This window comes from Pantoea sp. JV6 (assembly GCF_025910055.1).
GTDB lineage: Bacteria > Pseudomonadota > Gammaproteobacteria > Enterobacterales > Enterobacteriaceae > Pantoea > Pantoea agglomerans.
The window spans coordinates 65,222-84,574 of record NZ_JAPCIM010000002.1 but is presented as its reverse complement, the minus strand read 5'-3'; the positions used below and the strand labels follow the sequence as shown (position 1 = coordinate 84,574).

The following is a 19,353-nucleotide window of genomic DNA, read 5'->3' as shown; positions in this document are numbered from 1 at the left end:
TTTATATGTTTTAATTGAGTCGACGGAAATGAATCCATCCGTTTTTAATTTGAGGAACAATATCATCATCGAGAAATGCAGAACAAACACCGAGTTCACCGACTGCAAAAACCGTTGCAGGATAAGATAAACCTATCCCTTCCCGTCCTTTTGGATCTGGCTCTTCATAATCAGGAATACCATTCTCCCTATAAGCATTAATATCCAAGTATTGATTACAGTCCACATTAAAACTATTGTCATCAATTAATGACAACGGAACCACTTCATCCTTTTTAAGCCTTATCCGTTTCCCTAAGAATTCCTCACCAACAAATATATGGTCTGTGGCATCCTCTGTGACCATTCGAATAGTGCTTGTAGAAATAATCATATCCCCCTCAGTAAATCTAGCGCCAGCCCATCCAACCGTATTCAGATCAGACCCAACACTTTTTTGATAAAAATATACGATTGGGATACCCCCCTTAACTTTAATATATATTTCATTATCATCAGTAAACTTATGAACAGGCGTTAATATATATTCACCCATCAATTTTCTAGGTTCGTTAGCTAAAACACCATACTCTTTCACGGCACCATGATCTTTATAAACCCAATATCCATAATACAGACCATCTTTTACCTTAATAGTATTGCAAAATGCAAAAAAAGGAACGACAGCAATAAAAAACAATATTTTATTCATTGTACAATCTCCACATGGAATGCTGGCTCACCACGATTTTCAAATGGACTGATATATTTCACTTTTCCTGGATTATCTTTTACATATTTTGTAATAGCCTTATCAAAAGCCCGCTGCAAAGTGACAGGTAATAATCTTTTACTTATATCAAATACATTTCTCTGAGCATACGATTCAAGCGAAACACAATGTTTTGAAACAAGACGTCCATCTTTTTGTAAAGAATTGACTTTATCAATCATGGCTTTTTTAACCTGATTCTCCTTACTTTTATCTATGCCACCCACAGCGATACCTACTTGTACAACCTCCCGACCCGCAGCAGCATAATAATCAAGCTGGGATTGTACACCCTTGTTGCACATATTGTTGTACATTGCTTCCACTTGCTCTTCGGGAGTGCGTAGGGTGCTAGTGATAGTAATTTTATGGACACCTGCAGATTTCATTATTCCTTTAATAACATCAATTGAATGAGCAGAAACCAAGCTCTGTAATTTTTCAGATATATCAGTTCGAAACTTGACTAGAGGTTCAAAGTCGTTAACAACAGAAATTTCTTTTGCCTTTCCCTCTGAAGTAGTCTGATGCTTCTCTGGTTCATTTTTACTCCTGCGAGCAACGGACTTATCCGTCGTCGTCGTTTTAATATGAATTACATTATTTTTCTTTTCCGAGTCTGCTGACTTGCTTCCTTTAGGTAAAACGATATGGCTTCTTGAATACTCAATGGCTGCTTTAGCATTAGCATTTTCAACTCCGATGCTTTTGAGAATCTCTTTCCTGGTCTGCTCAGAAACATAGCGGCTAACATATCCATGGTTTTGATTACTATCAGGTATTTTTAATTTCGCACCAATGCGCAACATGTTGACGTTATGGATCTTATTAATTCTTGCCAATTTCTCTACTGATACACGATATTTCTTCGCTATTGCTGATAAAGTGTCGCCTTTCTTAACGGTATAAGTTAGAGTCTTATGCTTTTCATTGGTATTTTTTTCAACAGTTGCTTTGGCTAATTCTTTGTAATTATCAGCAAGAATAGCAAACACAATTTCTGAACCTGCGATAGCATTGACTGATTTAGTCATCCCGTTTGCATCAGTCACGCCTTTGATAAAAACTAGAGCTTTCTCATAGTCTGACACTAAATTTGGGCATATTGAAATGGGAAATGGAAAAATTGCAGCAATATAATTTTTATTTTTGAATGCTGTATTATTTCCGGTAGACAGTTTAAATATAGTATTAACTTCAGTATTTTTTAGTAACCCTTCCACAACTGATAAATGCTTAGTTATATAAAGCGCCCACTTCTCGCCATCTGCACTTTTCTCACGTGTACCATCGAGATATTTTCCTAAACTATAGGCACCATCATGATGCAACAAATAAAGCCATTCCCAGTATTCACTTTGATCTGATGTGTAACTCTCCATCACCTTCGATTTGTTAAGTAAAAAGGAATAAATAACCGCATAGCATCCTTTTTCAGCGTCAAAAACTTCCTCATTACGAAGATCTAGCTGAAAACCAAGAATGTCTTCAGATTGTGTCAATGCATCGTTGATAAAACCAACCGTTCCTTGTGCTAAACCAGCTGCACTGGTAGTCCCCGCTGCCGCATCGGGATTAAATCCAGACTCAACCTTAGTAGTTAATAATATATAAGATATCTCTTTATAACTTAATCCATAGCGGACAGCTATGGTAATTATCATATCTATAATAGTATCCTGGACATCTTTATTAGCATCTCCTATTGTACGACTGTTACCTCTTAGCTTTCGGGATGTATCTATATCCGGATAGATTGAGATTAAAGAAAATGGTTTAATCTGGTCATCAAAATATGCCTTTCCCTTTTTGGCATTTAAATACTCATATAAATCAGACATACCATACCTCAGCGATTGCTAATAAAGTCTATGCTTGTATTATCGTAGGGGTTTTTCATTTCTCGAGATCTAAGCTCAGAAAGCTTGTTGCCTGTAATAAAGTTCCCTGAAAGATCAATAAATGGGGCATCAATATATGACAACAATGATCCCTTTACGCTCTCATCTTCATCCAGCCCAAGATGGTATCCGATCACAATATTTTCATTGTCATAGCATTTCATAGTGGAGGGAGCCCAATCACCAGGCTTAACTACATTATTGAAGGAATAACCCTGTTTTTCCAGGAGAGCTTTTTGGCTGTTCGGGATGTATGGCAAAGAAAACTCTTTATTATTAGTGCCGTTCTTTATTTCCAAGTGGTAATTTTTGCATATATTCTCCGTTGGGCTTTTTTGATTCACCTGGCATTCAGCACTGACCTTTACCAAAGCTGAGCCACATTGCATTTGTGCTGATTTAGCATTCCATGTGCCACTTGCAAAAGAAAAAGATGGAGTCAGCAACATACATAACAAAATTTTAAACTTAAAAGTAATATCACGCACTTTTATTCCCCTCACAATCACTGCATTGACAGCCATCGTCCTGGAATGACATATCTGAAAATGATGTGCAATGTACTCTGTCCACAATATTTTCACTATCGTACCAATAATCACTTTGAATCATTTCAAGTTCAAAAGACTCATTCGGGTTTGATGAGTAAACAGGAAATGTTTCACCGTTCTCGTCTGTTCTACCAAATAATTTCTGCCCATTACTCGATGTCAACATGTATGCCGCGGCAGCAACTGGAACTCCTGCAACAGACGATGCAGTAAACTTCCCACTATATCCCGATGGAAACTGGGGCATAACACTACTCATGCTTACACTGCCCATTTTCTGCGCATTGGCACATTTCCACAGGATATTACCTTCACAGCCCAGAATAATATTCTTACCCTGCAACTGGATGAACGAACCCTCCAGATTTTTAAGCACGACATCTTTCGCAGCCGTGATTTCTACCCGCCCATCTGTGCTGGTTACGGTCACATCCTTTTTGGCTATCGCCTCAAGCGCATCATCCTGAGCCTGGATTTCTACTTTTCCCTTAGTCGCAAAGAGTTTCATCCCGGCCTTACGGGCCAGCATACTCACGGCTTCACCTGCTGCTACGGTAAATCGTTTAAGAGCGCTAATGTCTGTATTCTGTTGCGACATGATCCCAACGCTGGCACTACCCGACGCCATGCGAACCGCCTGTGGGCTGGTGATGCTCACGCCTTCTGGTGCATTCAACACCATTCCTGGCTGCACAAGATCTTTGAGGGCATTAGTCAACTTCACCTGGCTCTGAATATCCGCGGGTAGCGCCTGCGCAGTTTCAGCTGCGTCTGACATGCTTCGCGCAATACTCAGTGCATTCTCGAGCTGGGCAATCGCCTCCTGCATAGAGAGCATATTGTCCCCGGCAAACGGCTGTTTATCTGCAGTGATAAACACCCCGGCACCACCCCGGATGGACACATACCGATCGGTACGCAACTCCGCACCTTCACCGCGCAGTTCGCGGGAAGCATCCACGTTGTGACCTAAATTAAGCTGCGTCTTACCCCCGTACTCTGTACTGAGCTTGATGTGTTCCTCGCCGCGCTTATCCTCCATCCGCAGCTTGTTCAGGCCAGCTGTGCGGATAACATTGCGCGTGCTGTTGGCCTCAGTGACGTGGTCGACGTGGCGGGAGTCGTGCATGGCATGGGCGATATACGGACGGTCCGGGTCGCCTTCATGAAACGCAATGGCGACTTCAGTGCCCTGTATCAGCGGGAAGTGGAAGCCGTACTTATCACCACCGTAAGGCCTGGCAAAACGCACCGGCATGCTTTCCATGCCCTGTTTTTTATCATCACGGTCGGCATCAAACTTCACCCGGTACATGCCGGATGCATCCTGCCAGGCGTAGATGTCGTTATCTTTAGCGCTGGTCACTCGTGCCGTCAGGGTGCCGCTGACCACCGGGCGCTTTTTAGCAGCAGGACGCCAGCAGCGGTTCTCGTAATACGGCATCCCTTCCCACATCACGATCAGGGCATCTTTACGGCTGGCTATATAGCCCGTTCGGGTGATGATTATGCCGTTGTCCGTTTCTGATGGCAGTGTCGGTGGTACCACACTTTCACTGATGGTCAGCACCTGGGCCGGAGAAAGCAGGGCATCATTGCTGCACCCGCTGATAATCGTCTGTCCGGAAAGAAAACGCTCATGCTCAAGGCGTGCCCAGAAATTGCCGGTTTCCGCTGAAGGTGTGATTTTGTCGCCACGTTCAAGATGACGCGGTAGATAGTGATAAACCTCACCGTAGGTAACACCGTCACCGTCGCCGCAGGTCATGTCCGCCGGTACAGAGGTCAGGACATTCTGGGCTTCACGGTGATTGTAATCACTGGCGGTGACAGAGCGCTCAACCACGTTCTGTCGGACGTTAACCCCCCAGATCGAGTCCGCTGCACTGTCACTCATTCCCGATGGGCTGCTGAGCGGCAGAGACTTACCGAACGTCCATGCGCTCTGCTTGTCTGCGAAATGCACCACTTCGGTCTGGGTATCGGGTTGCAGGGTAAAGAAGTAGAAAATCCCCACTTCGGCCAGCAGACGCTCAATGAACGCGAGGTCATTTTCCTTGTACTGGTTAATCTGTTCACGCTTCGGATAGTCGGCTTTTAGGGTGAACTCATACTCCCAGCCTTTCAGGCCATGCTCCTGCAACACTTCGGCGACAACTTCCGGTACCGACTTATTGACAAAAAAGCGGTGGGTACGGAATTGCTTGCGCAGCAAAGACAAGAACGGCTCAATAATAATCTGGTACGTTGCCTGGTCACGTGAACCACTGATACGCTTAAATTGCGTCACCACACCATGCACCACTTTCAGCCCGGTCAACCCCATCAGAGACCCGGTTCCCATGGTCAGCGTGGCAGGCTTAGTCAGCAGTTGCGCTGAGCTGATATTCTGGTCACTGCTGGTAAAGATAACCTGATAGTAGTAAAGCTCACTCATGAACTCCTTACCGCTGAAACTTTCCACATCCAGTGATGCTGTACAGGATGGAATATCCAGGCGGTAGCGGTTCAGCCCGCTTTCAGTTAATGCAGACAGGGTGTTCTTGAGCGTATCTGTCAGACTCATGATATTGACTCCATGGGATAACCTGCAGTCCATGACTTTCTTGCCGGCGGGCAAATTGCAGGTTTAATCGGGGTACTCAGCGAGTACGAAAAAGCGTGATTATGGCTCCGGCCCCGAGGGCACTGGCGAAGGTTTTAATCAGCAACACGGTCATTTCAAAATTGTTTATGCCGTATTCGCCATCGCCACTAATGGGGATAAAGCGCTTAACAAACGTGTAAATAAAAGCATCCGGAAGAAAGAGTACGCTTATCACGACCAACGCAATAAAGGTGAATGTTCTCATTATCTTATATTGACCAGCTACTCGGAAACTTGAATTGATCCATATGGCCTTGCTATTTCTCGATCGGTCAGAGGAAAATTGTATACCTGCCCATTATTCACCCCCACGCCAACGACAAATTTCCGTGGCTCATCTTCATGTTTCTTTGAAATCAATACATACTCAAAAATAAGCTTCCCCTTATCCGGAAAATGATAAAAAGAAGGTGGAATGCATAATTTTCCATTAACGATCGTGAGACCTGGAGAGAAATTAAAATCCTTCTCCTTCGAAGGTGTTCCTCGTGGATTTATCCCCATGTCAGCAGGTTGATAATCCTGAGCATCTGGAATATCTAAACATACATTTTCCCCCTGCTTGCTGACAGATGTGGTTTCATGAGGAATCATCCTGTCTCCCGGGCCAGGACATCCTGTCAGCACGGAAAGGAAAAAGAAGGTGAATATTCCTTTCAGACATAAATCAAAGCATCGGATTATCATCATATAGAAACCGAATGTTACTATTCAGTATAGTGTTTAGCGTGCCGTCGCTGGCACATGGTATTCCCGTGTCGTCAACGATACATCCCGGGCCTTACCGTTGATCATTTCAAATCCGGTGACAAAGCTCCTTGGATGGTTACTTTTACTCTTAGACTGCAATACAACCTCAACAATAAATGGGGCTTTTGACGTATCAGGAAAATGGTAAAACGAAGGACTAATACATAATTGACCATCAATAATTCGTAAATTCGGGTTTTCGGTAAACTGCCTTTCTTTAAACGATTTATTCCTGAGGTTGATAGAGATGAAAACAGGCTGATAATCCTTACTATCTGGGACGTAATAACAAACTGCATTATTCTTCATCCAGACGCTGGCTGTTTCAGCTGGGTAATATTTCATCCCACCCCACGGGCATCCGGTTAATGTAAATGCAGAAGTGACAGCTAAAATAAGAAACAGTACTGAATGCCACCACTTTATTTTTACCATGGAAACCCTCTCAATGAATTTCTATACATTTCTCGGATGATTGATTCAGATGCATCACCATCAAGAGTAACGATCTCCCAGCCCCTGAGACGCAACCAACCATCATAGCCATGAGCCTCTAGTGTAAAATTATCTGCAATAATCTGCGCCTGCTGCTCCATCGGATATTCACTTAACAGGCGACCATCAAGAGTGTAACGATAACTCACCATCCAACTGACCAATCCTCTCATAATAATATTCATGCCTTTCATTCGTTGCCAGACATGCCCCATTTCATGGATGAACATATGTTGAAGATCGTCAGTTGTCTGGGAGAAATCGTCGCAGTATTGGTCACGAAAATAAATCTCCCCATTTGGGGTCATAGCCGTATTCTTATCCTGTAGATTGAAAGGGAGATAACTCTCTCTGTGGATCCATACTTTCGAATAATCAATGGTGGATAAAAATACAGAGTGTGCCATCTGTATCTCACCCGTCGTAAGTAGCCTGACACCACCTTCTTTAATCCTGTACTCATCCTGCGTTTCATCAGTCATGTGTAAATTCCAGTACAATCCCTTCTTCATCATCCCATCCAAGCCGCAGCGACTGCGGTTTCTGTTTCGCTGCTATGTGGGTCAGCAACTGCTGACTCAGCACCGGCAGGATTTGCTGGTTGAGCAGACTGTCGACGTTACGTGCACCGGTGTCCGGCAGCAGGCAGGCGGCGACCAGCGCGTCATACAGGCTCTCCTCAATCTGCGTGGTCAGGCCGTAGTGACGATGTAAGCGCTTGCTGACCTGTGCGAGCTTCATTTCCACGATGGTGCGCATGGCAGGCTCACTCAGCGGGCGGTAAATCACGGTCTGGAAACGGGCCAGCAGTGCGGGCTGGAAGTGGTCGCGCAGGATCGGGCGCAGCAGTTCGTGCAGGTCGCCTTCGGTGGCGTCCGGCTGTTCATCCAGCAGCTGCATGATGTGGTCGCTGCCGAGATTGGAGGTCATCAGGATGACGGTGTTGCGGAAGTCGATTTCACGCCCTTCACCGTCGCGCATAAAGCCACGGTCAAACACCTGATAGAACAGGTTCATCACGTCACGGTGCGCCTTTTCCACCTCATCGAGCAGTACCACGCTGTACGGACGCTTGCGCACGGCTTCGGTGAGGATGCCACCCTGACCGTAGCCCACGTATCCCGGCGGTGAACCTTTCAACTGCGACACGGTGTGCGGTTCCTGGTACTCCGACAGGTTGATGGTAATCAGCGATTTTTCACCGCCGTACAGCACATCCGCCAGCACCAGCGCGGTTTCGGTCTTGCCGACGCCGCTCGGGCCGACCAGCAGAAAGACACCCTGCGGACCATTTTCTGAGGTGAGGCCTGTTTTCGCCGCACGCAGGCGCTGAGCGATGGCGGTCAGAGGAACATTCTGGCCTACCACTCGCTGGCCAATTTCGTTTTCCAGGGTCAGCAGGTCGGTCTGTTCGTCTTTCATCAGTGACGACAGCGGCACGCCGGTCCAGTCGGCAATCACGGTGGCAACGGTGCGTACGTCCACATCAACGGAAAGCAGCGGGTTGCTGTGCTGCATGCCCTTCAGCTCCTGTTGCAGCGTGTGCGTCTCGCTACGACGTGAGATGTCCTGCCGGCTTTCCAGCAGTTGTCCGGTGAGTTTCAGTTCCTGACCGTACTGGGTTTGAAGCTCGTCGAGTGCAACGATGAGATCGTTCTCTTCCTGCTCAATGGCGGTCAGGCGTTCACCATGACTCTGAGTGCCGACGGCGATATCTTCCTGCAGCGCCTGCTTCTCCATTTCAAGAGAGGTAATCTGCGAGCGAATGCGGGTCAGCTGTTCCGGCACGGTGTCGAGGCTCATGCGCACGCGCGCAGCGGCGGTATCCAGCAGGTCAACGGCCTTGTCCGGCAGCTGGCGACCTGTCAGGTAGCGACGGGACAGCGTGACCGCAGCGCGCACCGCATCGTCAGTGATGTGTACATTGTGGTGTTCGGCATAGCGGGATTTGAGGCCGCGCAGCATCAGACACGCCGTCTCATCGTCCGGCTCGTCCACCAACACCCGCTGGAATCGGCGCTCCAGCGCGGCATCGCGCTCGAAGTACTGCTTGTATTCGGACCAGGTTGTCGCAGCAATGGTGCGCAGTTCGCCGCGAGCCAGCGCTGGCTTCAGCAGGTTGGCCGCATCGGCTCCGCCCGCCTGGTTACCGGCACCAATGATGGTATGCGCTTCGTCGATAAACAGCAGAACCGGCACCGGCGACTGCTGTACAGCATCGATGACGTTTTTCAGGCGTTGTTCAAATTCACCTTTCACGCCTGCGCCCGCCTGCAACAGACCGAGGTCAAGGGTGCGCAGGATGACCGGTTTGAGGGATTCAGGTACGTTGCCCTCGGCAATACGCAGCGCCAGACCTTCGACCAGAGCCGTTTTACCGACACCCGGTTCACCGACCAGAATCGGGTTGTTCTTACGACGGCGCGAGAGAATGTCGACCATCTGGCGGATTTCGGTATCACGGCCGAACACGGGGTCAATCTTGCCCTCCTTCGCTTTGGCGGTGACATCCAGAGTGAATTTATCCAGCGCGTTCTGCAGCGCCAGGTTCAGTTCGCCCTCTTTCAGCTCTGCACCGACCGGGCGGCCAACAAACTCGACCTCACCGCCGTGGTTCTGCGCCAGTCCGGCTTCCTGCTGCACTTCCGGACGTTCATCCGACTGCCCATCAAGCAGCGGACGCAGACGCTCCAGCTGACTCTGGCCCAGCGTCAGCAGCGGCCACAGCCCGTCACAGCGAACCAGTTTCTGTTTGTAAACCAGCGCCATTAGTAGATGGATGCTGCGGATTTGTTCCTCGCCGTTAAGGGAAGCAATCAGCCAGGCTTCCTGCATCAGCGTCTGAATGGCATCAGACAACTGTGGACGTTGACGTACTGAACGCGGTTGTTTATCCAGCCAGGCAAGCAAATCCTGCCAAAGCTGGTCCATATCCCACTCATAGCGGCGGGCCAGCACCGTCAGGTCACCTTCCCCCTGTTCGAGCAGCTTCAGCAGCCAGTGCTCCGGCAAAATTTCCGCATGGGCACGGGTCTGGCAGAGCGAAGCCGCACCTTCCATCGCACGGGCACAGTAAGGGTTCAGACGTCGCAACAGGATGGCTGGATTTTCCATGAATCTCTCTCTTTGTCGGTTCCTGGACACGCTACCGCCCATCGCTGTTCCCGTTAAGGGGGCCAAAGCGCATACGGTCAGGCTGGCAGTTTGTGATTTTCTTTGCTGAAAGCCCGCGAGCTGCAGACGTTCAGCAAAACAGCGGAAAGGTCATCCCCCTCCGCTTAAAAACGAGGATTACGCTAAAGAGTTCATGTCGCAGGAAGGCGGCAAGTTCGTAAGTCTCCAGGAACATAGATAACTATGTGACCGGAGCGAGCGAACGCAGCCAACGCACCTGTGGCGCGAAATATGACGCGTAATCAGGCGGTGGCGCGTTCGTTCCAGCTATCGGAATGGATGATGTTGCCGTCTTTGTAGGTCCAGGTGATTTTTTCGTAACGCAGTTCAATGCGCTCAAGGTGGTTGTGCTTCTCTTTAGAAGGATCCTTGATGTCATACATTTCAGGATTCACTTTCACCACTTTCACGTTTTCCAGTTTGGTGTTGAAGTACTCCACTTCCTGGCCCGCGTCGTTGATTTTGTACCACCTGAATTCCGCAGACTTGAGGGTCTGACCGGTGGTCACAGCCTTGTACAGGTACGGGCTGGACGAGTCGATTTCCTTGGTGAACAGGAACGGGGTGTGGATACGGGTACCGGTCAGCTTGCCGGTGTTGTTGTCCGTCGGGATGTACAGGTTATGTTCCTGAGCGACAACTTCGATGCTGCCTTCACGATCCTGAACGTCCACAGACCCTTTAATGTCCGCGCCGCCGTCGTCTTTCAGCCAAAGATAAACAGGAATTGCCATGGAATTACTCTCCATTGTGTTGTGATGCGCCATCATCCTGCGATGACGCCTGGGTGTAGCCCGGTATCTGACAGGCATTGGCCTGCGGTACCAGACTGATTTCGACACGGCGGTTGAGCGCGCGCCCATCCGGGGTGTCATTGGTTGCGATCGGACGGCTTGCGCCATAGCTCTGCACCGCAAAACAGCTTTCCGGCACGTCACCGGTATCACGCATCCAGTCGCGTACCGCTTCGGCACGCCTCAGTGACAGCGTCTGATTCATTTTCGGATTACCGGTGTTATCGGTATGGCCGGCGACCACAATCAGCCAGCCCGGCTTCGCCCTGATACCGACCAGTGAGTTCACCAGCATTTTGGTGGAGCCAGCCTTCAGCACGGATTTGCCGGAATCGAACAGCGACATGCTGTCGAGGCGAATGGTTTTCGGACCCTGAATGATTTTCTTGATAACCGGTGGAGGCGGTGGCGGCGGGGCCCAGTCGCTGACGGCGGCCTCAACAGGCGGCACCAGGCGCAGCCCCTGATACAGCCCCAGGCGATAACGCAGTGGCTCCCCGCGACGCTGCCAGTCGTCCAGCAATGCGCCATCGGCTCGCAGGCGCTGCTGCGCACGCAGTTTCGGGGCAGCAGGCTTATCCGCCAGTTGGTGATATAACGCAAGGTGCTCGCCCACATTACGAATGAGACGCTGGTTGTTCATCCAGGACGCCAGCATGGCAAGGGCCAGGAAAATCCCGCCCAGTAATCCGACATAGCGCCAGAACACCATTCTGCGACTGACACCGCGTCGGCGCGGTAACGCTGGCAGCAGCAGCTCAGGCAGCGGCAGTGGCTCTGTCGTCACAACGGCATCCGGTGGCAGCGCCGTCACGGAAGTAATGTGCTGTTGCCAGAGATTCCCCGCGATACCGCTCACCGGCACCATGCACATGCCCTGTACGCAAGGCTTCATCACCGGCAGCTCGCCCTGGCGTACCGACAGCAGGTCATTCACCGCGCTGTTCTGCCAGGCAAGCAGGCTGTCCAGCCACAGACCCTGACTCAGACGAGAAAGTCTCCCGTCAGATCCACTCTCCCGGGTCCACTCCGTCAATGACACATTGCCCTGACCGGGCTGATACACCTGAATACCGCTTCGCTGGCTTACTGTGGTAAACCAGACGGGTTCGGCCTCCGCGCAGACCACTGGGGGCGATACCCAGGTCACGGTCCACAGCGGGGGGATCGTGCCAAATGCCGCACGGCACTGGACGACAGCCCGCTGCCAGCCCCGAAGATTCTGGGTAAAATCATCACCGGAGGTGTGCTGTTCAGGTACCACCGCCAGCATGACGGAAATTTGCGACGCCAGGGCCGGGCGCACCAGGCTCAGGTGCTGTGCCAGGAGTGGCAGCTGTTTTGCATCCTTCACCCACAGATACCAGCCCTGCCGGGTTTCCCGGTGACGGAAACCGGACACAAACAGCGGGGTGTTGTCGCCGCAGACGAGGATCACCGCCCCCTGAAAATCTTCCGGCGGCAGGTTTTCATCCACAATCTCCCGGACAGCGGTCGCCCGCGCCCCGGAGGCCCGACGCTGACGCCAGAACATCACCCCGGACACCAGAACAACCAGCAGACTGAGCGCCGCGCGGCTGCCCGTGGACAGTGGCCAGAATCCCAGAATGAGCCACAGCGCCAGTACGGCACCCAGGGCAGTTAACAGACTTCGGTACGCATCCCGCATCGCTTACCCCGGCCTGACAGTCTGGCTCACCAGCTCGGTAAGCGAAGACGAAAGGAAGAACCACAGCGCCACCAGGGCGACAGCGGCCACAACCAAGGTCATCCAGTACCAGCGACGACCGCTTCGCAGGCGTGATACCCGGGCAACAATGGGGGCGTCCTGTGTCAGCGTGAAGGCCGGCACCCGTTCCGCGAGCGCACGAACGATATCTTCCCGACGCTCATCATCCTGGGCGCGATACTGACCGACAAAGCCCAGCTGCAAAGTGCGGTACATGCAGGTCAGAACGGCGGCGTCAGGGGCGGTTTCTTTCAGCAGGTTGCGGATCCGTTCCCACAGCTCCTCACCGGCATTGAGGGTACCAAAGAAGTGGGCCTGCAGCGGATCACGACGCCACGTCAGGTAACCATCATCAGTGGTTCCGCGATTCATCACGCTCTCATCAAGCAATGCACACAGGGCATACACCATATGGTCACGGCTGATGTCGCTGTAACCTGCCTCCGTGAGCGCCGTTTTCGCCTCCTGCACCAGACGGCAGGCACGGCGATAAAGCCCTTCCCCGTCCCGGACTTCCTGACCGCCCCGCAGTTGGCTGGCCATCAGCCAGCCCGGGTAGAAAATACGTTCTATCTGGCTGAGTTCGGATTTATTCATGAGCGCAGGACCGCAAAGAGTTCCAGATTTACATCCCCCAGTGAGCGCGGGGTGTAGAAGGTGCAGCTGCCCATCTCAAGCATTGCCCGTGCCGCCTCCGTACTCAGATCCAGCGAGAAATACTGGTTCTCAAGACGTAAAGGGATAGCGGCCGGAACATGGGCCAGCGGCTTGATAACCATCCCGCTCAGGGCCACATTAACCACATCCGACACATCGTCAAAGCTGCCCGCTTTACACAGCTGCGGGAATTTCGTCTGTAGTTCATGATTCGGCATGGAGGATCGAACGGAGAGATAGAAGTCTGCCCCTTCGCGCAGGCGCGCATCGTGCAGGGCACCTTTCCAGATCTGATCCTGATGCTCCAGGTGGATACTCACCACCCGCGACGGCAGGCTCGCTTCCAGAAGCTTGTCGAGCAGTGCCAGCAGCGGCGGAAATACCCGTTCCGGTGCATCGTGCTGATAAGCAGGAATATCCCCGGCGTCGTGCTCAAGTGAGAAAGTCAGCAGGCTGCCGGCCAGGCGGGTCAGTTCGCGGTACAGCAGTTCCGGGTGACGAGACGGGGTCTGCAACAATTCCGTTAGTACGGGTTCAGCGCTGTTCAGGGCATTGAGCAGCCAGAACAGGGAGACATCGGCGACCGCAAAGTCGGCCATCCGCTCATTGCTTTCACGGCGCATGGCCATCAAACGCTTCCTGCGTGCCTGCAGGCGCACCAGCAGGTCATTCAGTTCGGTAGTAAGCCACGGACTGGCCGCAACGGACATCATCGGCGGGATAAAAGCCGGGTCCCGGCTCCACTGCCCCTGCGCATTACGCACCAGACGGGCTACCGGACAGGTCAGGTATGCCGTGTTTTCCTGGCTGTACAGACGCAGGGTCAGCGCATGACGGAGGATCGCGAGTTCCCCGCTTTCATGGCCGGCCAGTTCCTGCACGACGACACGCTCCGCTTTCCAGCGGCGCGGCCGCTCACTGTCCTGACCGTTATCGAGGTTGCCACCGCCGGCACTCAGCAGTGGCAGCGCGACAACCACGTCAACAGCCTCACTGCCGGCGGCAACAGACAAATCACAGACCGGAGGAAGCGTGTCTGCCAGGTCGGTATCAACAAGGGTCCCGTCCTGAAAGCGCACCACCAGACGTGTGGCATTCAGGCGCGAGAGCGCAAGCACTGCATCATCAAATTCTGCCGCAACCACGCCCCAGGGATGAGAAATACCCATCCGGGCGACCATGTCTGCAACACGTTCATTCCAACGGGCCTGCTGCTGGAACTGTTGCGGGGCCAGAGCGGCCCCATCTTCCCAAAGTGGGCGGTAAATTTTCATCCCTGCTCTCCCTCGCCTCAGGATTTAGCTTTCGGCATCTGGGAAACCAGCGACAGATTGACGTCCATCCCTTCCACCTGGAAGTGCGGCACGGCATAGAGCTTCACACGGAAGAAACCTGGGTTGTCCTCGATATCCTCCACCGTCACTTTCGCGTCGCGCAGCGGGTGAGAAGCCTGCAGCTCGTCGCCCGGATCGGTCATTTCAGTCACCAGACTACGAACCCAGGTGTTCAGCTCAAGCTCCAGCAGACGACGGTCTTTGGTAGTCCCGATATTTTCCCGCTGTATAAGCTTCAGGTAGTGGGCAATACGCGACAGCAGGAAGATGTACGGCAGACGCGCATTGATGCGGCTGTTGGCTGTCGCATCCGCGGTGTCATACAGGGCTGGTTTCTGGGTCGAGTTCGCCGAGAAGAAGCACGCGTAGTCGCGGTTCTTGTAGTAGGAGAGCGGAATAAAGCCGAGATTGGCGAACTCAAATTCGCGGGTTTCCGGGATCATCACTTCAGAGGGGATTTTCACCTGATTGCCGGTGCCGAGGTCATACAGGTGGATAGGCAGATCCTGAACGGCACCACCGGCCTGCGGGCCACGGATTTGCACACACCAGCCGTTATTGATAAAGCTGCGCACCATGTTGGATGCAAAGGCGAAGGATGCGTTGGCCCAGAGGTATTTGTCGTGATCCGGGCCTTTCACTTCTTCAACATAGTTGAAGCTGCGCACGGGTACGGTATCCGGGCCATACGGCAGGCGGCCCAGCACACGCGGCATCACCAGACCGATATAGCGGGAATCATCCGTCTCACGAAACGATTTCCACTTGATGTACTCGGCACGGTCAAAGTAGTTACCGATATCTTTTATAGCCGCCACTTCCTCCATCGAATCCTTGAGGAAAAATTTAGGGCCAGCGGAGCCGATAAACGGCATATGCGCAGCAGCAGAGACTTTAGAGATGTTGCGCAGAAGCGTTACATCCTGAGCGGAAGCATCAAACTCGTAGGCGGAAATCAGCGCGGCAATCGGCTCTCCACCCGGGGTGTCATACTCATCAATATAGGTATGTTTATACAGTCCGCTCTGGATAATTTCCGGGCAGTCTTCGAAGTCCTGTCGCAGGTCTTCTTTGGACATATCCAGCAGTTCAACCTTCACGTTCTGACGGAAATCGGTTTTATCGACCAGGGATTTCACGCCGCGCCATAGACTTTCTACCGCCTGGAAGTCCTCATGGTGCATGACAGCATCAAGCTGACGACTAATCTGGTAGTCCAGCTCAGCGATATGATGGTCAATCAGGTTTTTGTCGAGTTTTTCAACTTTTGAGCCCGCTTTTGTCAGGCACTCCAGGAACACCTGCATCCCGGCCGTTAAACGTTCATCCGCAGTCGCATCCGACATCGCCTGCGCATCCTGCCAGATATCCAGTGCACTGAGTTCGGAGACCGGGTTCAGATTGATTTTTTTAAACAGAGACGCATAAACCCCACCAGCGGCCGGACGTTCCAGCACCACACTCTCGCCACCCGCGGCATTCTCATTTTTTACAGACATCAACATCTTCCTTATTAATCCGTTAAAACATCCTGACCGTTATGGCTGTTTAGGGGCCAGAGCAGACAACTCAGATCTGAGTTCTGCGCTTAATGCCGGGTCGAGCAGAATTTTTTCAAGCTCTTTCCGGAAAGCCTGATTGTCCAGCAGGTTAGCTTTTAAATCGCGAAGCAGATTACGCATGGAAAGCATCGCCTTCAGCTGAGGGATCTGCCGGGAAACCTGCTCAGGGGTGAAATCCTTCATGCTCTGGAATGTCAGATTGATATTGTCTTCGCTACCGTCACCGGCAAGCGTGTTTTTAACGGTGAGATTTACTTTTGGGGAATATTCGGAAAGTACTGAGTCAAAGTTATTTTTGTTCAGATTAACTTTTTTGCGTTCAGAGAGTGGCGCGGACTCCTGACCATTACTGAAGTCGCCCGCCACCAGTAATTTCAGGGGGAGTTCGGTTTTCTTGCTCGCCCCGCCCGTATGCAAATCAAGTTTTAAATTGATACGTGCCTTGGGTATTTCGGACTGAAAGGAAGAGTTAGACATGGCTGTCCCTGTTCTATTGAGTGATAGAAACCGCCACAGCCAGTGTCAAATATTAAGAATGGCTTACCCTGCCATAAAACATTCCTGCTATTAAACATTCAATGAAAAGCAGGACCTGCGGTCAGAAGCGAGTACATTCCATTTACTGGCGATATGACGTGATGAAAGAGCGTAAATCCTGAATTTATTTTTCAGATAAACACCCATGGCGCGAGTTTAGAAATAGTGGGTCAACCAAAGGAAATGATAATATGTAACCATATGTAACAGGATAAACTTGCCAGCAAAAATCTGATACTGATCTGATATATAAGATTTTTCTTAAGATTGCGGCTGTGGGGCGCATGATGGCTGGGACTAAAAAATGTTTCAGTGAATAGTTCATTGCGGGATTGAACAGAGAAATTACCCAATGCTAAAAAGTGCGGTTCATGCTTTTTTTACAGGATAGCGGCAGAAAGTAAAAACGAGAATCAGCCCAAACAGGTTAGTTTGCATGATAAGTTATGTTAATGATTTGTGGCACTGTTATATGCTGCTAATGTGCCTGTTGCCGCTAAGAAGTTCATCGACTTTCCCGACGACACGCCGAGGGCGTCATGCCATAAACCTGCCGGAAACGATGGCTGAAGTGGGCTGAAGAGTGGTAACCACACTGAAGGGCAATATCGGTCAGCGTCAGCTCGGGCCGCTCAAGCAATATCCTTGCACGATCCATACGACGGCGCATCACGAACTGGTGTGGTGCCTCGCCAGTGGTGTGACGGAACATGCGGGCAAAGTGAAACTCACTCAATGCCGCTTCCTGCGCCAGCACAGACAGGGTTAAAGGCTGATCGAGATGGGTTTCAATAAATTCCAGAACCCGCCGTAATACCGCGGGAGCCAGTCCACCCCGCACCTGGGGCAGTTGCCACTTTACTTCACTGTAGTGCTGCATCAGATGGGTCAGCAAGAGTGTTGATGCGCTGCTCAGCGTCAGCTGGCTGGCGGGCTGTTGCCAGTCGCTGCTCAGCAGAAAGTGTCGATAGAGCTGGGTAATGCGGTCATCAGCAGAAAAGACTTTCTCATGCAGGTTTAACTGCGCCGGACTGCGGTCCCAGACCCGTTCGGCCAGTTGCCGCAACTGGTTCTCGCTGCAATAGAGATGAACAAAGGCGAGATCCGCACGCAGATCCCAGGTCGATTCCGTGCCTGCCGGCATCAGACAGAAGCGGTCCGGTGCGCCACCGTTACGCCAGCCATGCGGGGTTTTATGCCAGGTATCGTAGCCGCCCGCCACGTAAAGGCTCAGCGTGTGATGGTCGCTGAGGTTTGTCACGCGATCGCCACTATTAAACCAGGCTGCCAGCTGAATGCCGCTGTGAAGCTGCACCTGATCGCGCAGTTGTGCTTTGTGTCGTTGCAGCATGTCAAAGGTCTGGAAGCGACTCATCGGGGTATCAGTTCAGATAAACAGAGTGCCAGTTTACGGATTGCGTGGGACAGAAAACAGAGCACATCGGGACAGAGAGTAAAAATGCGCAAGATTTTGCAAACCCTGCGCAATCCGCTGCAAGACCAGGGAGCGTTGCGGGTGCAGACTCGGCGTTTTGCGGTGGAGAATCTGGTAATGAACCTGTTTTTGTATCTCTCAGTCGTGCTGATCTGGGGCACGACCTGGATTGCGATTTATGCGCAACAGTCTGCAGGCATCAGCGCCGTAACTGTCGCTGTCTTCTGGCGTTTTTTGCTGGCCTCGCTGGTCATGTTATTGCTGCTTAAGCTGATAAAGCGTCTGCACAGGCTGACGCTGCAGGATCACCTCTTCTGTGTGCTGCAGGGCTGTTGCGTTTTTGGCTTTAACTTTGTCTGCTTTTATTACGCCTCTGGCTATATCAGCAGCGGACTGGAGTCGGTCATTTTCTCTATGGCTGTGATGTATAACGCCATTAACAGCTGGATATTTTTCCGTCAGCGCCCTTCCGCACGTCTGATTCCGGCGATAGTGCTCGGCATGGCGGGTATTGTTGCGTTGTTCTGGCACGATCTGCGCAGCACTCAGGCCTCGGCCGGCTTGATGTGGGGCATTGGGTTAAGTGCGCTGGGCACCCTGGGATTTTCATTCGGCAATATGATCAGTCAGCGGCATCAGCGTCTGCAACGTGACGTGCTGACAACCAACAGTTACGGCATGTTATACGGTGCGCTGATCATGGCACTGGTCTCGCTGCTGCAGGGTGTTTCGCTGCAGCCGACATGGAATACACAGTGGTTTGGGGCATTGATCTATCTGGCTATCGTGGGATCGGTGATGGGATTCGGGGCCTATTTTACGCTGGTGGGACGTATCGGACCCAGTCGGGCTGCCTATACAACGGTGCTGTTTCCGCTGGTGGCGCTGGCACTCTCTACCCGTTATGAAGGATATGAGTGGCATGCCAGCGCCATCCCTGGCCTTGTCATGATTTTACTGGGCAATATCGTGATGTTTGCCCGTTGGCCGGCAAGTCGTCGCCGGATAATCATCTGACGCGGAGGCGGGCTGAGGC

General features: G+C 51.4%; 16 protein-coding genes. 1 reads left to right on the top strand and 15 read right to left on the bottom strand.

Going from position 1 to position 19,353, the window contains the following annotated elements; genetic code table 11:
• Positions 1-10: 10 nt before the first annotated feature.
• The 15 genes from OK412_RS01135 to OK412_RS01065 all read right to left on the bottom strand — a co-directional run bounded on the left by OK412_RS01135 (position 11) and on the right by OK412_RS01065 (position 18,257).
• Positions 11-691 carry a hypothetical protein gene (locus OK412_RS01135; RefSeq protein ID WP_033772338.1) on the bottom strand — a complete coding sequence of 227 codons (681 nt, stop codon included), beginning with the start codon at positions 689-691 and terminating at the stop codon, positions 11-13.
• Positions 688-2,592 carry a muramidase family protein gene (locus OK412_RS01130; protein WP_264352589.1) on the bottom strand — a complete coding sequence of 635 codons (1,905 nt, stop codon included), beginning with the start codon at positions 2,590-2,592 and terminating at the stop codon, positions 688-690. Before OK412_RS01130 ends, OK412_RS01135 begins: the two co-directional genes overlap by 4 nt.
• An 8-nt stretch (positions 2,593-2,600) precedes the next feature.
• Positions 2,601-3,140 carry a hypothetical protein gene (locus tag OK412_RS01125; RefSeq protein ID WP_033772340.1) on the bottom strand — a complete coding sequence of 180 codons (540 nt, stop codon included), beginning with the start codon at positions 3,138-3,140 and terminating at the stop codon, positions 2,601-2,603.
• Positions 3,133-5,769 (bottom strand): type VI secretion system Vgr family protein, encoded by a 2,637-nt coding sequence (locus tag OK412_RS01120; protein ID WP_256844631.1) that lies wholly within the window; start codon positions 5,767-5,769, stop codon positions 3,133-3,135. Before OK412_RS01120 ends, OK412_RS01125 begins: the two co-directional genes overlap by 8 nt.
• A gap of 303 nt (positions 5,770-6,072) precedes the next feature.
• Entirely contained in the window at positions 6,073-6,537 is a 465-nt protein-coding gene (locus OK412_RS01115; RefSeq protein WP_341850316.1) for a putative T6SS immunity periplasmic lipoprotein, read from the bottom strand.
• Between the two features lie 36 nt (positions 6,538-6,573).
• Positions 6,574-7,035 (bottom strand): putative T6SS immunity periplasmic lipoprotein, encoded by a 462-nt coding sequence (locus OK412_RS01110; protein WP_235194782.1) that lies wholly within the window; start codon positions 7,033-7,035, stop codon positions 6,574-6,576.
• On the bottom strand, positions 7,029-7,577 hold the full coding sequence (locus OK412_RS01105) for a hypothetical protein (RefSeq protein WP_033772344.1): 549 nt from the start codon (positions 7,575-7,577) through the stop codon (positions 7,029-7,031). The genes OK412_RS01110 and OK412_RS01105 overlap by 7 nt, the downstream gene beginning before the upstream one ends.
• Positions 7,570-10,209, bottom strand: coding sequence for a type VI secretion system ATPase TssH (tssH, locus tag OK412_RS01100; protein WP_264352588.1), 2,640 nt, complete (start codon positions 10,207-10,209; stop codon positions 7,570-7,572). The genes OK412_RS01105 and tssH overlap by 8 nt, the downstream gene beginning before the upstream one ends.
• Before the next feature lie 302 nt (positions 10,210-10,511).
• On the bottom strand, positions 10,512-11,003 hold the full coding sequence (gene hcp / locus OK412_RS01095) for a type VI secretion system effector Hcp (RefSeq protein WP_033758542.1): 492 nt from the start codon (positions 11,001-11,003) through the stop codon (positions 10,512-10,514).
• Between the two features lie 4 nt (positions 11,004-11,007).
• Positions 11,008-12,732 (bottom strand): OmpA family protein, encoded by a 1,725-nt coding sequence (locus tag OK412_RS01090; RefSeq protein WP_264352587.1) that lies wholly within the window; start codon positions 12,730-12,732, stop codon positions 11,008-11,010.
• A gap of 3 nt (positions 12,733-12,735) precedes the next feature.
• Positions 12,736-13,389, bottom strand: a complete 654-nt coding sequence (gene tssL, locus OK412_RS01085) for a type VI secretion system protein TssL, short form (RefSeq protein ID WP_223566161.1) — start codon at positions 13,387-13,389, stop codon at positions 12,736-12,738.
• Positions 13,386-14,723 carry a type VI secretion system baseplate subunit TssK gene (gene tssK, locus OK412_RS01080; RefSeq protein ID WP_264352586.1) on the bottom strand — a complete coding sequence of 446 codons (1,338 nt, stop codon included), beginning with the start codon at positions 14,721-14,723 and terminating at the stop codon, positions 13,386-13,388. The genes tssL and tssK overlap by 4 nt, the downstream gene beginning before the upstream one ends.
• 17 nt (positions 14,724-14,740) lie before the next feature.
• Positions 14,741-16,288 carry a type VI secretion system contractile sheath large subunit gene (tssC, locus tag OK412_RS01075; RefSeq protein ID WP_010671385.1) on the bottom strand — a complete coding sequence of 516 codons (1,548 nt, stop codon included), beginning with the start codon at positions 16,286-16,288 and terminating at the stop codon, positions 14,741-14,743.
• 33 nt (positions 16,289-16,321) lie between these two features.
• Complete coding sequence (gene tssB / locus OK412_RS01070) at positions 16,322-16,822, bottom strand: type VI secretion system contractile sheath small subunit (RefSeq protein WP_010671384.1); 501 nt, start codon at positions 16,820-16,822, stop codon at positions 16,322-16,324.
• A gap of 565 nt (positions 16,823-17,387) precedes the next feature.
• On the bottom strand, positions 17,388-18,257 hold the full coding sequence (locus OK412_RS01065; protein ID WP_264352585.1) for a helix-turn-helix domain-containing protein: 870 nt from the start codon (positions 18,255-18,257) through the stop codon (positions 17,388-17,390).
• A gap of 177 nt (positions 18,258-18,434) precedes the next feature.
• Between OK412_RS01065 and OK412_RS01060 the strand changes: the two genes are divergently transcribed.
• Entirely contained in the window at positions 18,435-19,334 is a 900-nt protein-coding gene (locus OK412_RS01060) for a DMT family transporter (RefSeq protein ID WP_132499571.1), read from the top strand.
• The last annotated feature ends 19 nt before the right edge of the window (positions 19,335-19,353 follow it).